The 13561-nt window shown below is 64.6% G+C and carries 12 protein-coding genes and 3 tRNA genes; 10 read left to right on the top strand and 5 right to left on the bottom strand.

Annotation, left to right across the window (positions count from 1 at the left end; genetic code table 11):
* The first annotated feature begins 306 nt into the window (after positions 1–306).
* The 3 genes from ACLQ7E_RS21850 to ACLQ7E_RS21860 all read left to right on the top strand — a co-directional run bounded on the left by ACLQ7E_RS21850 (position 307) and on the right by ACLQ7E_RS21860 (position 2026).
* Positions 307–984, top strand: coding sequence for a DUF6766 family protein (locus ACLQ7E_RS21850; RefSeq protein WP_411734689.1), 678 nt, complete (start codon positions 307–309; stop codon positions 982–984).
* 211 nt (positions 985–1195) lie between these two features.
* Positions 1196–1546 carry a lipopolysaccharide assembly protein LapA domain-containing protein gene (locus ACLQ7E_RS21855; RefSeq protein WP_411734690.1) on the top strand — a complete coding sequence of 117 codons (351 nt, stop codon included), beginning with the start codon at positions 1196–1198 and terminating at the stop codon, positions 1544–1546.
* 54 nt (positions 1547–1600) lie between these two features.
* Positions 1601–2026, top strand: a complete 426-nt coding sequence (locus ACLQ7E_RS21860) for a hypothetical protein (protein ID WP_411734691.1) — start codon at positions 1601–1603, stop codon at positions 2024–2026.
* A 147-nt stretch (positions 2027–2173) separates the two neighbouring features.
* Here the strand turns inward: ACLQ7E_RS21860 and ligD are convergent, their stop codons facing one another.
* Positions 2174–3100 carry a non-homologous end-joining DNA ligase gene (gene ligD / locus ACLQ7E_RS21865; protein WP_411734692.1) on the bottom strand — a complete coding sequence of 309 codons (927 nt, stop codon included), beginning with the start codon at positions 3098–3100 and terminating at the stop codon, positions 2174–2176.
* Positions 3101–3537: 437 nt separating this feature from the next.
* Between ligD and ACLQ7E_RS21870 the strand changes: the two genes are divergently transcribed.
* Positions 3538–3954: a CBS domain-containing protein gene (locus tag ACLQ7E_RS21870; protein ID WP_411734693.1), complete on the top strand. Its 417-nt coding sequence runs from the start codon at positions 3538–3540 to the stop codon at positions 3952–3954.
* A 127-nt stretch (positions 3955–4081) separates the two neighbouring features.
* On the opposite strand, the gene ACLQ7E_RS21875 is transcribed toward ACLQ7E_RS21870, so the two are convergent.
* Positions 4082–4999, bottom strand: coding sequence for a 2-hydroxyacid dehydrogenase (locus ACLQ7E_RS21875; RefSeq protein ID WP_411734694.1), 918 nt, complete (start codon positions 4997–4999; stop codon positions 4082–4084).
* A 260-nt stretch (positions 5000–5259) separates the two neighbouring features.
* Here ACLQ7E_RS21875 and ACLQ7E_RS21880 point away from each other — a divergent pair.
* The 3 genes from ACLQ7E_RS21880 to ACLQ7E_RS21890 all read left to right on the top strand — a co-directional run bounded on the left by ACLQ7E_RS21880 (position 5260) and on the right by ACLQ7E_RS21890 (position 7739).
* Positions 5260–5335: transfer RNA gene (locus ACLQ7E_RS21880), tRNA-Lys, on the top strand.
* 788 nt (positions 5336–6123) lie between these two features.
* A tRNA-Lys gene (locus ACLQ7E_RS21885) sits at positions 6124–6196 on the top strand.
* A gap of 553 nt (positions 6197–6749) precedes the next feature.
* Positions 6750–7739, top strand: a complete 990-nt coding sequence (locus ACLQ7E_RS21890) for an AAA family ATPase (protein WP_411734695.1) — start codon at positions 6750–6752, stop codon at positions 7737–7739.
* 59 nt (positions 7740–7798) lie between these two features.
* Here the strand turns inward: ACLQ7E_RS21890 and ACLQ7E_RS21895 are convergent, their stop codons facing one another.
* From ACLQ7E_RS21895 to ACLQ7E_RS21905, 3 genes are all read right to left on the bottom strand, one after another.
* Positions 7799–8002, bottom strand: a complete 204-nt coding sequence (locus tag ACLQ7E_RS21895; RefSeq protein WP_411734696.1) for a hypothetical protein — start codon at positions 8000–8002, stop codon at positions 7799–7801.
* Positions 8003–8094: 92 nt separating this feature from the next.
* Entirely contained in the window at positions 8095–9858 is a 1764-nt protein-coding gene (locus ACLQ7E_RS21900; RefSeq protein WP_411734697.1) for a SulP family inorganic anion transporter, read from the bottom strand.
* A gap of 342 nt (positions 9859–10200) precedes the next feature.
* On the bottom strand, positions 10201–10659 hold the full coding sequence (locus tag ACLQ7E_RS21905) for a hypothetical protein (protein WP_411734698.1): 459 nt from the start codon (positions 10657–10659) through the stop codon (positions 10201–10203).
* A 226-nt stretch (positions 10660–10885) separates the two neighbouring features.
* Here ACLQ7E_RS21905 and bcp point away from each other — a divergent pair, with 226 nt between their 5' ends.
* From bcp to ACLQ7E_RS21920, 3 genes are all read left to right on the top strand, one after another.
* Positions 10886–11383, top strand: a complete 498-nt coding sequence (bcp, locus tag ACLQ7E_RS21910) for a thioredoxin-dependent thiol peroxidase (RefSeq protein ID WP_411734699.1) — start codon at positions 10886–10888, stop codon at positions 11381–11383.
* A 90-nt stretch (positions 11384–11473) separates the two neighbouring features.
* Positions 11474–11555: transfer RNA gene (locus ACLQ7E_RS21915), tRNA-Leu, on the top strand.
* 135 nt (positions 11556–11690) lie between these two features.
* Positions 11691–13532, top strand: a complete 1842-nt coding sequence (locus tag ACLQ7E_RS21920; protein ID WP_411734700.1) for an ABC transporter substrate-binding protein — start codon at positions 11691–11693, stop codon at positions 13530–13532.
* The last annotated feature ends 29 nt before the right edge of the window (positions 13533–13561 follow it).

Genomic DNA, 13561 nt, shown 5'->3' on the forward strand with positions numbered 1-13561 from the left:
GCTGGTGCCCCCGGATTTGGCGGGGGCAACCCTCCGCTTTAACCGTTGCGTGCCCGTGGCGCATGGCGGCACACCGACAGCAGCTCGTCCGGGAAACCGGATCTCCGGCGCTGCCCTGTCGGCAGCTTCACACCGGAGTCAGCTCCCGGGTCCGCGTTCACCGTGACGCATGGCAGTGCCCTTTACGTTGAACGCCATTGGTCATACGCTCGCGTCATGCGGACTCAATTTACTTTGTGGCTTGGAATGATAGTCAGCGGTCTGGTACTCATGACCATCGTCAGCTTTTCCGGGAGGTGATCGGCAGTGTCCAAGGCAATCAGAAACCAGGGCCTCAGCATCTGCTTCGCGGTCCTCTTCCTCGGGGCGCTCGTGGGACAGTCCTTCGCCGGGCTAGGGGTGTACAACGACGACCAGGTTGCCCACGGGTCCACGCCAATCGGTTATTGGGAGTTCGTGTCCTCAAGCAATTTCGTGGTCGACGTGGCCGAGAACTGGCAATCCGAGTACCTGCAGTTCTTCCTTTTCATCTTTGCCACCATCTGGTTTGTCCAACGGGGATCCCCGGAATCGAAGAAGCCCGGCGACGAAGGCCCCGACACTGACGAGAAGCAACTTGTGGGACGCTTCGCCAAGCCAGATTCCCCGAAGTGGGCGAAGGCCGCCGGCTGGCGGAGAACCCTGTACTCCAATTCATTGCTCTTGGTCATGGGTACTGTTTTCCTGCTTTCGTGGTGGCTGCAATCGGTCGCCGGGACTGTCGTGTTCAATGCCGACCAGATCGGACACGGACAACCGCCGGTCGGGTGGATCGGGTATGTCATAAGCGCCGACTTCTGGGACCGGACTCTCCAAAACTGGCAATCCGAATTCTTGGCAGTGGGCAGCATGGTGGCCCTGTCCATCTACTTGCGCCAACGTGGTTCCGCCGAGTCCAAGCCCGTGGGCACCCCCCATGCAGAGACCTCCACGGAAGGCGAATGACCAACCTTCCCGTTTCCCTTGATCCTGGTTCCCAGCAACTTTGCCCGTCGACTTCGCGGCCTACCAAGCGCCCGGCGGGACGAGTGAGCGCAGCCCCTTGCCACTTCGAAACGATGAGCATATGTTGGCCACAGGGATCCATTTTCCTGGCCAACGGCGCCGCCCCGCAGCGCCGAAGACTCAGAGCCGCACCAAGAAACGGGGAAACAAAATGGTAGAAGAACCTTGGAAAGCCTCCGAACCAAAGCCCGCTTCCACGAAACCGACCCGGACTGCAATACCCAAGAACGTACGGGCCACCACCCGTGCCGGGGTGATCTGGGCGTTCACCATCGTCGCCATCGTGGTGCTGATCCTGTTGGTGATCTTCATGATGCAGAACCAGGCGCAGGCCACCGTGTACTTCCTCGGCCTCCAGGGCGAGATGGCCCTCGGAGTGACGATGTTGCTGGCGGCCGTGGGCGGGGCTGTAGTCGTGGCCATCGTCGCAGCGGTTCGCATCATCCAGTTGCGCAGCCGCGGCGGAGCCGCAGCCAAGCGCCTGGACCACGGGGAAAAATAGCATGAGACGTGGCCGTGGACCTTTCCACGTCGTCACAGCAGAGAGGATCCCAGGATGCATGAACTCGACAAGCAAATGAAGGCAATCCAGACCCAACTCAAGCACTGGGCCGAGAAGGCGAAGCTGGAATACCCCAGCCATCTGGAGGCCTCGGTGCGCCACGCCGTGGACCGTATGGACCCGGCGGGGCTGGCCCATGCCTACGAGGAGGTGGTGGCCACCGTGACCGGAAACCGCAAGACAGCGAAGCGGGCCCGGAAGGCAGTGGAGGCCGCCCTGCGCAAGGCGCAGCGAAAAGCCGGAAGCAAGCATTCCGGCGGCGGTCGCGTATTGGCCGTCCTGGGCACCGTGGCCGTGATCGTGCTGGTGGCCCTGATCGTGCTTCGCCGCGCTGCCGGGCCCCACGCCCGCGATTTGGGTGCAGTCAAACCGCACGACCCCGAACAGCACAAGCCGGTGGATCCCGACCTCGGCGCATAGCCGCGCCGTCGCACCTCGACGGGCCCTGGATGCCTTCTCGCCCGCGTGAGGGATGTTGGCATCCGGGGCCCTTCGCATGGGAGGCCCACCCGGTCCCTCTCCTCCGCGAAAGCTGTTCAGGTTTCTGGCCAAGGGTGCCCGCGGCCGCTATTCGGACGTCCCGTCACGGTGCTCCGGAGCATTCCTGCCCAGGGGCGCGATGGGGTCCATCGAATCCGCCACCCGAGCCCGGACCTCGTGAAAGTCGAGCTGGCGAAGCCCCTGCTCCCCCATTTCCTCCCAGGTGCGCGGCGCGGCCACCGTGGGCAGGATGCGACCCCGCAACGAGTAGGGGCAAACGGTGGTCTTGGAGGCGTGGTTCTGGCTCCAGTCCAGCAGCACCTTTCCTTCGCGCAGGGACTTCTTCATGTCCGAGACGACCAGCTGCGGGTGTTCGCCCTGCAGCCGGGTCGCCAGTTCCCTGGCCACCGCAACGACCTCGTCGGAGGTTTGGCTGCCGTCCAGCGGCGCATAGAGATGGATGCCCTTGGATCCGGAAGTCACCGGATAGGACTTAAGGTCCATGTCATCCAGCAGCTCGCGGCACAGGTTCGCCACCTCGGCGCACTTTCCCAGCCCCGCCCCTGGCCCGGGATCCAGGTCCAACACCATCCGATCGGGGTTTTCCGGCACCAGGTCCGCATTGAAGCGCCATTGCGGCACATGGATCTCCAGGGCCGCCAGCTGCCCGAACCAGGCGAGCACGGCCGGCTCGTTGGCCAGCGGATACGTGTTCACGTGGTCCTGGTGCGTGATCCGCGCCCGGGGGATCCAGTCCGGGGCCGAATCCTCCAGGTCCTTGCGGAAGAACGCCTTTCCCGGCTTTTCTTCGCTGCCCACCCCGTCGACCCAGCGCTTGCGCGTCACCGGCCGCCAGCGGGCAAGGGGCAGCAGGACCTTGGCCACGTCGGTGAGGTACTCGATCGCATCGCCCTTCGTGGTGCCGGTCTGCGGGTAGAGCACCTTGTCCAGGTTGCTGACCCTCAGCTCCCGGCCCTCGACGGAGAGGAACTGTTCCCTTGCGTGAGAAGCCATGGCGGTTTCCTTTCCCGTTGCTCCCTCCACTGTGCCGCTGCGGTGGCCCGATTGCCAGCGTTCGGAGTGTTGGACGCGGCGCGGGCGGCCCGGGCGGGCTCCGGCGTCCATATCTCTGGACAGTGCCGCCGGCCCGTGCGTAACGTGGTGGTTGTTGACGCTTGGCCGCCGCGGGCACCCCCGGGGGCCTCGTATCGAAGGTGTGCGGCAGGCACCGATTCGTCCAAGGAAGCCGTCTTGGCGTTCCGTTGTCCCCGACCTGATTCGGCATCCTTGCGGGCCCGGCCCGCGGATGCCCGAGCGTCCCGGGGTGAACCGGCGACGCGGGAGGGATTTGACCGGACGAACGACCGCGAACCATCGCCGGCGGCGGGCGCGAAACACCGGCCCGTTGCCCCTTGCTAACCATGGGATCACATCGAAACGCAGGAGGAACAATGGCAACAGCACGCGAAATCATGACGGGTACGCCCGAATGCATCGGCGAGAACGAGACATTGGAGGAGGCCGCACGGAAGATGCTCCAGTTCGACATCGGATCGATGCCGATCTGCGGCGAGGACAAGCGGTTGAAGGGAATGATTTCGGACCGGGACATCGTCACCAAGTGCGTGGCCCAGGGCGGGGATCCGCGCACCACGCGCGCCGGGGAACTGGGCGAGGGAAAGCCTTTCACCATCGGCGCCGACGACAGCATCGAAGAGGCGATCAAGATCATGGAGGAGCACCAAGTCAGGAGGCTTCCGGTGATTGAAGGCCACCAGCTGGTGGGGATGCTCAGCCAGGCCGACATCGCCAAGAACTACCCCGAGGAACGGGTAGGCGAACTGGTCAAGTTGATTTCGGTCGAGTAGGCACGGCGGCTCGTGGAGGTGGTGCGGTCCCCCGTGGGCCGCACCACCTCCACGAGCGGCATACTGCCGCCCCCGGGCGGCTCAACAGGTCCGGGCGATCACCCTCGATGGCGAGGGCCGTCCTTCACTACGACTTCAGGACCAGGTTCTCCGGCTCGGTTCCGTTGGCCCATGCGACGAGCTGGCGCTTCAGAAGTGCAGTCATGCGCGGAAGGAAGGCCTCTGTGTTCCCGCCATTGTGCGGAACGATCAGCGCATTGGGCAATGCCCAAATCGGGTGGTCAGCCGGCAGCGGCTCGGGATCATAAACGTCCGAGGCGCAGCGCAGCCGGCCCGTCCTCAATTCCGCAACGAGCGCGTCGGTGTCGACAACCGGGCCGCGGGCCACGTTCACGACCACCGCATCATCCGGCAGGGCTGCCAGCAGCTCGGCGTCAACCAGGTGGTGGGTGCTCGTGTTGTGCGGCACGATCAGGATCAACACCTCAATATCCTTGGCATGGCACAGCAGGTCGCCGATCGCCAGGATCTCGCCGTGCTCGTCGGTGCGGGCGCGGGTGCCGAAACGGCTCATTTCGACCTCGAAGGGCTCCAGTCGCTTGCGGATTTCCTCCCCGATGCCACCCACGCCCACGATGGCGACCCTGCGGTCGGCCAGGCCCGGCCAGCGCCGGGGATTCCAGTGGCTTGTCGCCTGGTCGCGCACAGACTCGCCAATGCCGCGCAGTGAGGCGATGGCCAATCCCACGGCCAGCTCGGCGGTGGCCGCGGCATGGACGCCTGCGGCGGTGGCAACCGCGACGTCGGGACCCAACAAGTCGTGCACTCCATCGAATCCGGTGGTCTGCGTCTGGGCCAGCTTGAGGTTCCGGGCGCGCCCGATGCCCTTCAGCATCGAGATGTTGGCCATGTACGGAAAGATGGCCACGTCAATCTCATCAAGTTCCACACCGACCGGTTCCCCGGAGATGTCCCAGACACCTGCCTTGAGTCCTTTGGGCAGCGGACCCACTGCCTCAAGTAGTTCGGTACTGGGAAAGGACACAACGCGAATCGGCTTCATATGCATCAGCGTAGGTCGGCCCGACACGCCGCCCCAAGGGCAAAACGCCCCGCGTCATAAAAGACGCCCGCATATGACGCGCGTGTGCCACGACCTCCGGGGAACCCAACGACCCAACTCAAGGCAATATTTGTGACCTCAATCCCAAAGGGCCGATTCGGTTTGCAATCGGCCCGCAAGCTGGTAGAGTTTCTTGTCGTTGCAGAGCGCAGGAGCCACGAACTCCGAGCGAAACAACAGCCGCACCTCTAGCTCAATTGGCAGAGCAACTGACTCTTAATCAGTAGGTTTCGGGTTCAAGTCCCGAGGGGTGCACCAACCACCAAGAAAGTCCGGTTAGCGAAAGCGAACCGGACTTTATGCATTACCAGAAGAACCGCCAAACCCGGAACCAGGCAATTCAGCCCAATTGCGGTGGCCCTCCAACGTTTCCCACCGGATTCTCCCATCCGACCCCGTGCGCCCAAGATTCCACTTCGTCCACGCCCGTTAGGCACGCCGTGGCGGAAAGTAGGCGGGCCCGACTTCCAATGCGCCAGGTGGCCACGGCAAGGGTCTCGAACCCTGTTGGTCATGCATGTCTCCAGCGGGCGCGTGTCCCTCGGTTCACCCGCAGCGCGAGGCCACCGCACCGGCTCCCCCGGGAGCATGGGCACGCAGAGATTTTCAGCGCCGCCTCATCCGGACGACAATGCGGCTGCCGCCAATCAATACGGCGCTCGACCGCAGGAATTTCAGTGGCAATGGCCGGGGATGCGCTTGGTTGGTGGTGATCCGCGGCTACCGGATGCCTGCTCGTCGACAGGGCAACACCCCCTCCACCCGGGACCGCTGGGGCGCCACGAACACCTTTCTCCGACATCAAGAATCTGGACCAGAAGCTCGCCGGCACCAACTGTGCGCACCATCACAAATCAATTTCTGGCTAAATCATCCAGAAACCCAGCCAAAATTCACTAAAGGCGTTCCGAAAACACCGTGGTTCCGGGGAAGTTTGAGTGCAACCACCCTACTCGCGGCTGATTTTATTTCTAGGCCACTTTCTGGTTATGATTATCTGCGTCGCAAGGACGGGCTCCGCATGGGGCGCTGACCGAAGCGGCTAAGCACCTCTAGCTCAATTGGCAGAGCAACTGACTCTTAATCAGTAGGTTTCGGGTTCAAGTCCCGAGGGGTGCACAGTGAGAAAGACCCGATCTGTTTCGACAGATCGGGTCTTTCGTTTTTTCCCCGGGCCTCGGCGCGACGGAGCCCGCCGATAGGCTCCGTTCATGGACGAACAGTTGGCTTCCTTCCTGCGGAACTTTTCCAACCTCACGCGTCTTGCAAGCGAGGCTTCCGAAATCACCGGAGGCACCCCGCTGCTGCCCGTTGTCACGGCGCATCTTGGCACGGAGCCCGGCCGACTCCCCGTGGTGGTTGAGTCTTTTCCCGCAAACCGAATGGCCGACGCCTCGGGGATCCTGAACGAGCTGGTCGTGTCTGACCCCGGCGCACGGATCCACGGCCTGGCCGGACAACAACGCCACCACATGGACCTGTCCGACCTCGTGGCAAGCCACGGAGTGCAAGCGGGCCGGCTGGGCGAACCCGACTACGAAACAGTATCGGTGGGGCCCGACGAGGAGCGGCGAATAGTTTCCTTCGGACTCTTCCTCTTCACCCGCGGCGACACTCCCCTGGCAGTGCTCTTGCGGCAGGCCAATCCCCAGTATGGCCGCGAGCGCGCCCCTTGGACGTACTTGGCACCAGCCCTGAGGCCGTGGATGCCTTCCTCAAGCATTTCAAGACGAGCCTGCGTGAGAACAGCATCTTTCGCGGCCACGTCATTTCGTTCACCGCCAGCGACTATTCCTCCTCGGCCGCGGGCATCACCTTCCACCGCCGCATCTCCGTGGCGGCGGGCGACGTGGTGCTGCCCTCAGGCACCCTTGACCGGATCGAGGCCCAGGTTCTCGGAGTCGGTGAACACCGGGAGAAGCTCCTGGCACACGGCGCGCACCTGAAGCGCGGGGTGCTGCTCTACGGCCCTCCCGGCACCGGCAAGACTCATACGGTGCGCTACCTGGCCGCGGCCGCCGCCGGGCACACCGTCATCCTGCTCGCGTGCAACACCCTTGCCTACGTCAGCGAGGCAGCACGAATGGCGCGCGCGCTGCAGCCTGCCATCGTGGTGCTCGAGGACTGCGACCTCGTCGCCGAGGACAGGAGCTTCGGGCACGGGCCACAGCCACTGCTCTTTGAAGTGCTTGATGCCATGGACGGACTGGACACCGACGCGGACGTGGCATTCCTGCTCACGACCAACCGGCTGGAACTGCTCGAGGCGGCCCTGGTCCAGCGCCCCGGACGCGTCGACCTCGCAGTGGGCATACCGCGCCCGGATGCGGGCGCCAGGAGGGCGCTGCTGGAACTCTATGGGCACAAGCTCAACCCCTCGCCCGAGACAGTCAACCGCGTGGCGGAGCTGATCGAGGGCACTACCGCTTCCTTCGCCAAGGAGATGACACGACGCGCCATCCTGCTTGCGGCCATCGCCGGACAGGAACCCGGCGATTCGCACATGATGGCGGCCGCAATCGAACTCATGTCGGATGCCGCGACATTGACCCGCAGCCTGCTCGGCGGCACCGGGGAGAACGACCAGGAACCGGCTTCGTCCCGCGAAGCTGCCCACTTCGAGCCCGGGATCGCGCCAGGAAGCATCGGGTGCTCAGGCTAGTGCTGAAACGCCAAGCCGCCGCTTGGGCAGATTCAAGTTCGGCCGGCTCCTCCCGCGGACTACGAACCGTCATTGCGGATTGCTGCACGGGTGCGCGCGGATCGCGAGCCAATCCTGTTGGTCGCCCCGGTGCGGTGGCTCCGCGCCTTCTGGTCCTCATGGGTGCCGGCGGCCCCTGACGCGGCAAATGCCACGCGTCGGGCGACGAGCTCCTCCGGCAGGGCAAATCCCGCGGAGTCATTGGATCGTTTGCTCTTGGACATGAAAATGACGCTAGCATAAGTGATTGGTTCTTATCAATCGCTGATGCTGGGGTCGGACGCCGCACGCGCGCGAAACCCACCTCGCTCCGCGATTAGACGGTCGGGGTGTCTTCGATGTCCTTTCGCAACTCGCCGGTGATGGCATCCACCGCGGCACCCACCGTCGGCGCGAAACGCTCGTCCGTGAACCGGCCATTCAACCCGTAGCGCTCGAGCGTGTCCTTTACCGGTCCCTTGAGTTCGGCGAACACCAGCGTGATCCCGCGCGAAGCCAGCCAGTCGTCCAGATCGACGAGCTCCTCGGCGGCAGTGGTGTCCAGATCCGTGATCGGCTCCGAGGCCAACACCAGCGTCCCCAGCGGCTCTCGACCGCTCCCCCGGTTCTCACGGACGGCCCGCTGAACCGCCTGGCGGACCCACTGGTTGAATAGCCCGCCGTTGACGAAGAACAGAGGTGCGTCGAAGCGGAGGATCAGGATCCCCGGCACCCGTTCGGCGTCGGGATGGCGGCGCCGGTCGTGATATCCGCGCCGTCCGAGCATCAGCCCCAGTTCGGTGCGGTACGGCCGCCAGGCCCGCACCACAAAGGCCACGAAGGCGAGCCCGATCGCCAACCCGATGCCCTCCAGCACCCCCACGAAGAAGACCCCGAGAAAGGCTGCCGTGGCCAGCACCGCATCGGTGCGGTCCATCTGCCACAGCCGTACGTAGTGCCCAACGTCCAGGAAGCCGAGCGCCGAGGTGATGACGACGGCGGCCAGCACAGCCTCGGGAAGAAACTCGGTGGCCCCGGGAGCCCCCAGCATAAACACCACGATCATGGCCGCGCCGACGATTCCGGTCAGTTGGGTCTTCGACCCGGCCTGCTCGGCCACTGGGGTACGGGATCCCGAGGCGGACACCGGGAACCCACCGAGCAGGCCTCCGGCGATGTTCGCAATTCCCAAGCCTGCCATTTCCTGGTTGCCGCCCACGGCTTCGCCCCGCCGGGCGGACAAGGCACGTGAAATCGTGATCGTGTCCGCGAATGCGATCAGCGCCACCGCCGCTGCCGGTCCGGCAAGGATGCCGATGTCGGACCACGTCAGTCCGCCGAGGGCGGGCGCCGGGAGTCCACGCGGCATGGACCCGACGACGGGCACCTCGTCCTGAAGTTGCCACACCACGGTCACGACGACGGCGGCCGCCACGGCGACGATGATTCCGGTCACCTTCGCGCCCGGCCACCGTCGACGGGGCACGCAACGGAAGACCAGGATCACCGCGAGGGAGCCCAACCCCAAGCTGGCCGCCATGGGCACCAATTCTCCCCCGGCCAACCCGGCCGCGACCCCGGCGACCTGGCCCAGTGGTCCATCGGCGTCGACGTCGACGCCAAGCAGTGCGGGCAGCTGGGAAACCATCACGACGAGCGCAAGGGCATTGAGGTACCCGGTGCGGATCGGAACTGACAGCAGATCCGTGACAAAACCGAGCCGCAGTACGCCCCCGAATGCGAGCAGCACCCCGACCATGACCGCCAGCAGTCCGGCGAGGGCGATTGCCCGTTGTTCGTCACCGGCCGCCAGCGGCACGATCGCGGCCAGGAGGATCGGGGCGAGTGCCGAATCGGGGCCGAGCACGAGAATCCGCGACGGACCGACGAACGCGTATACCAGCAGCGGGACGATCGTGGCGTAGAGACCGGTGTGGGCAGGCAGGCCGGAGGCCTGCGCGTACCCCATGCCCACGGGGATGAGGACAGCTGTGAGGACCACGCCCGCGCGCAGGTCGGCCCAGAGCCAGCGGCGGTCGTACGCCGCCGCGACCCCTAACCCGGGCACGAGTCGCTTCACCCCGGCCCAAACGCTCTCCATGGACATACTCACAGCATAGGCCGGGGCCGGTCGTGAACAGGCGGGCCCGTCCGCGAGCGACCGAAAGGGAGCTTCCCGGCCAGGTGATCCGAGTCTCGCGTTATGCCTAGTCGATCCGGCTTTTCCATCGACGAAGGTAAATGACCTAACTCGTTTTTGGTGTCTCCCGGGCAGGTTCGGGATCATGTGAACCAAGATCGTGGAACAAGTGGGCACTGGCAGTCTTCCATCTATCAGGTGGAGCACTGATCCCCTTTCTGACTCCAATGCGCCCTACCATTTGGGTGGAACTTTGCCTCCACCATGGCTTTTGGCTCATACGGTCTTCGTCAACCTGGAGACCTAGAATAGGACCGAAATCATGCGGATTTCTTCCCGAGAAAGCGAGCGAAACCAAATAGCCCGGAAATTCGCGCTAGCGCCTCGGCCGACTCGATCTGGACAATCGTGCACGCCTGGGCACTGGCCCCGGTGACGCATTCCGGATGCAGCCCCAACCCTCCACCTCGCACCAGAGGCGACCCCTCGCGTGTCGCCATTCTCCCCACCCCGGAAGGGCATCACCCTGACCGCGAGCCGTGCATACTCGGCCGTATTGACGTTGGGCACGATGATGCCCTGGCAGGAGATGCCCATGGCGCGCTTGACCAGCACCGGGTCGAGCCCGGCAATGCGGACCAGCACCTCGGCCCGTGCCCCGGCACAGCGTGCAGCACCCAGCACACGCATTTGCTCGGCGGCACCGCCCGGATCGTTGGGTGCGTGGTTGTTCAGGACCTGCTTGACGATATTGGTGCGCACTGCGCGGACTTCGTGACCAGCTGGACCCGTGATGAATCGCCCCGGCTGGAATGCCGGCGCATCACCTACAAACTCCCAAGCCGCTTCATCCCCATGGGCTGACTCACTCCCGCGGCAATATCGTCTGGCAACATTTTCGATAGGCTCATGGGTAGAACCCATCCAGATCCGATTCGTCGGGGCATGCCAATGCCGCCCGAGAATCCCCCATCATCAGGGAGCACCTATGAGCCAGAACGCCACGACCGAGGCAGTCCGCTTGTCCGCCGGAGACACCGCCCCGGACTTCACCCTCACCGACGCCCGCGGCCAGGAGCTTTCCCTCGCCTCGCTGCGCGGGAAGAAGACCATCGTGTACTTCTACCCGGCGGCCTCCACCCCGGGCTGCACCAAGCAGGCCTGCGACTTCCGCGACTCCCTGGAATCGCTGGCGGCAGCCGGCTACCAGGTCGTGGGCCTCTCCCCAGACGCGCCGGCCAAGTTGGCCAAGTTCACCGCCAAGGAAGAGCTGACCTTCCCGCTGCTGGCAGACGAGGACCACGCCGTGGCCGAGGCCTACGGGGCCTGGGGTGAAAAGAAGAATTACGGCCGCACCTACGAGGGCCTGATCCGCTCCACCGTCGTGGTGGACGAGAACGGAATCGTTGAAATGGCGCAGTACAACGTGAGGGCCACCGGACACGTCGCAAAATTGCGTCGTGATTTGGGTCTCGATCCAAAATAAAGTTTCGCCCTCAGCCCAAAAGCCACAAATCGGGCCAAAATTCTCCGCTAGACTGATTTCTGCCGAACTTCGAAAGCGGTTCGCTGCCTTGCGAGCGTGGCGGAATTGGTAGACGCGCTGGATTTAGGTTCCAGTGTCTTCGGACGTGGGGGTTCAAGTCCCCCCGCTCGCACACAAACGCCAAACGTATTCTTGGATACCTACGGCATCACGCAGGGCCCCCGGATGCTTCCGGGGGCCCTGCGCTTTAACATTGAGCAGCGGCCCGCCACGACCTGGAGCCCAACACACTGACGAGGAGTCATTGGTGCCTAGCCAGCCGCACAGCCCGGAATCACCCAGGGCCACGCGCCGCGCCTTCCTGGCCGGCGGCATGGGGCTCATGGCCCTGGCGCTGACCGGATGCGTTCCCAAGGACACCCCTGCACCCTCCAGCCCCACGGCCAGCGCAGAGCCGGTGATCCGCAGCTTTTACTTTGGTTCCGCCGCGGACCCGGCGACCCTTGACCCCGCCATCTCCGGTGACAACGAAACCTTCCGCATCACCCGCCAGATCTATGAGGGCCTCATCGGGGTGGACCGCGAAACCGGGGCACCGATCCCGCTGCTGGCCACCGACTGGATCGTGAGCCCGGACCGGCTGCAGTACACCTTCATCCTGCGCCGCGGGGCCAAGTTCCACGACGGCACCGACTTCGATGCCCAGGCCGTGGTCACCAACTTCGAACACTGGATTTCGTTGCCGGCCGATGTGCGCGCCAACTCCGACCAGGGATTCACCCAGGTCTTCCGGCACAACGGGCAGCTCCCCGTGCTGCCCAAGTCCATCCCCGATCCCACACCCACCACGGACAGCGACGGGAACGAATCCGTTGACCCGCAAAAGCTGGTCGAGCACGCCGCCGAGGTGGCGCTGCTGGCATCGCTCCGCGAACAGCTCAAGGCAAACCCCTTCGTGGGTGCCGCGGTCGGCGGCACCGCCAGCTACTTCGGATCCATCAAGGCAGCCGACACCCACACCGTGGTGCTGACGTTGCGCCAGCCCATTGCCGGACTTATCGAGGCCCTGACGCTGCCGGGCCTGGCCATGGCCTCGCCCAAGGCGCTGGCCACCCCCGCGACCACGAACGGCCAGATATCCTACCTGTCCTCCCAGCCAGTGGGCACCGGCCCATTCAAGTTCGTCTCCTGGAAGGACGGGGCCGTCACCCTGCGCAGCTTCCCCGAGTACTGGGACGCCGCCTCCGTAATGGCCAACGACACCGCGCCGACCCTGGTGGTCTTCCGCGAAATCCGCACCCCGTCGGGGCGCCTGGGCGCCCTGGACCGCGGGGAAATCGACGGCTTCGACTTGGTCGCGGTGACGGGACTGCGCGAATTGGTGCGCGAAGGCAAGCTGATCGTGCAGCGCGACCCGTACTCCGTGAGCTACCTGGGCATGAACCAGAAGAACAAGTGGCTGGCCAAGGACGAATTCCGCCGGGCCATCGCCCACGGGATCGATCGTCAAAAGATCATTGAGCAGTTCTACATCTCCGGCACCAAGGAGGCCCGCGGATTCCTGCCCGCCTCGCTGGGCGTCAAGACCTCGGACACCTACTACGGACCGGACTCCGGCCGCGCCAAGGACCTGCTCGAATCCTGCGGCTACGACGGAACCCCCATCCCGTTCCTCTACCCCCTGAACATCTCCCGGGCCTACCTGCCGCTGCCCGAGCTCATCTATGCAGAGCTCTCGAGGCAGCTGGCCCTGGTCGGCATCACGCTCGCCCCGGTGCCCATGGACTGGAACGACGGCTATGTGGCCAAGGTCCGCTCCGGGGACATCCCAGGACTGCACCTGCTGGGGTTCAACGGCGGCTACCGGGACCCGGATGACTTCATGGGCGCCCTCTTTGCCTCGAACAACCGGCAATTCGGCTATGACTCGCCGATCCTTTCCGCGCAGGTGCTGCTGGCGCGCTCCATGCCACCGGGCGAGCAGCGCACCACCGCCTACCAGGATCTTTCCAACACCCTGGCCAGGGACCTGCCGGCACTTCCGCTGGCCTTTCCCATCTCCGCGTTGGCCTTCAATGACTCCGTCAAGAACTACCCCTCGTCCCCGGTATTGGACGAAGTCTTCACCGATGTGAGGATGACCACTTAATCCGCTCGCTGTCAAGGGACCAATTTCTT

The sequence above is a fragment of the Paeniglutamicibacter sp. genome, from assembly GCF_046714615.1.
GTDB lineage: Bacteria > Actinomycetota > Actinomycetes > Actinomycetales > Micrococcaceae > Paeniglutamicibacter.

Bases quoted from the DNA above. Each gene is read 5' to 3' on its own strand.
- ACLQ7E_RS21895 (WP_411734696.1), bottom strand. From the start codon at position 8,002: ATGTCCAAGAGCAAACGATCCAATGACTCCGCGGGATTTGCCCTGCCG.
- bcp (WP_411734699.1), top strand. From the start codon at position 10,886: ATGAGCCAGAACGCCACGACCGAGGCAGTCCGCTTGTCCGCCGGAGAC.
- ACLQ7E_RS21860 (WP_411734691.1), top strand. From the start codon at position 1,601: ATGCATGAACTCGACAAGCAAATGAAGGCAATCCAGACCCAACTCAAG.
- ACLQ7E_RS21870 (WP_411734693.1), top strand. From the start codon at position 3,538: ATGGCAACAGCACGCGAAATCATGACGGGTACGCCCGAATGCATCGGC.
- ligD (WP_411734692.1), bottom strand. From the start codon at position 3,100: ATGGCTTCTCACGCAAGGGAACAGTTCCTCTCCGTCGAGGGCCGGGAG.
- ACLQ7E_RS21900 (WP_411734697.1), bottom strand. From the start codon at position 9,858: ATGGAGAGCGTTTGGGCCGGGGTGAAGCGACTCGTGCCCGGGTTAGGG.
- ACLQ7E_RS21855 (WP_411734690.1), top strand. From the start codon at position 1,196: ATGGTAGAAGAACCTTGGAAAGCCTCCGAACCAAAGCCCGCTTCCACG.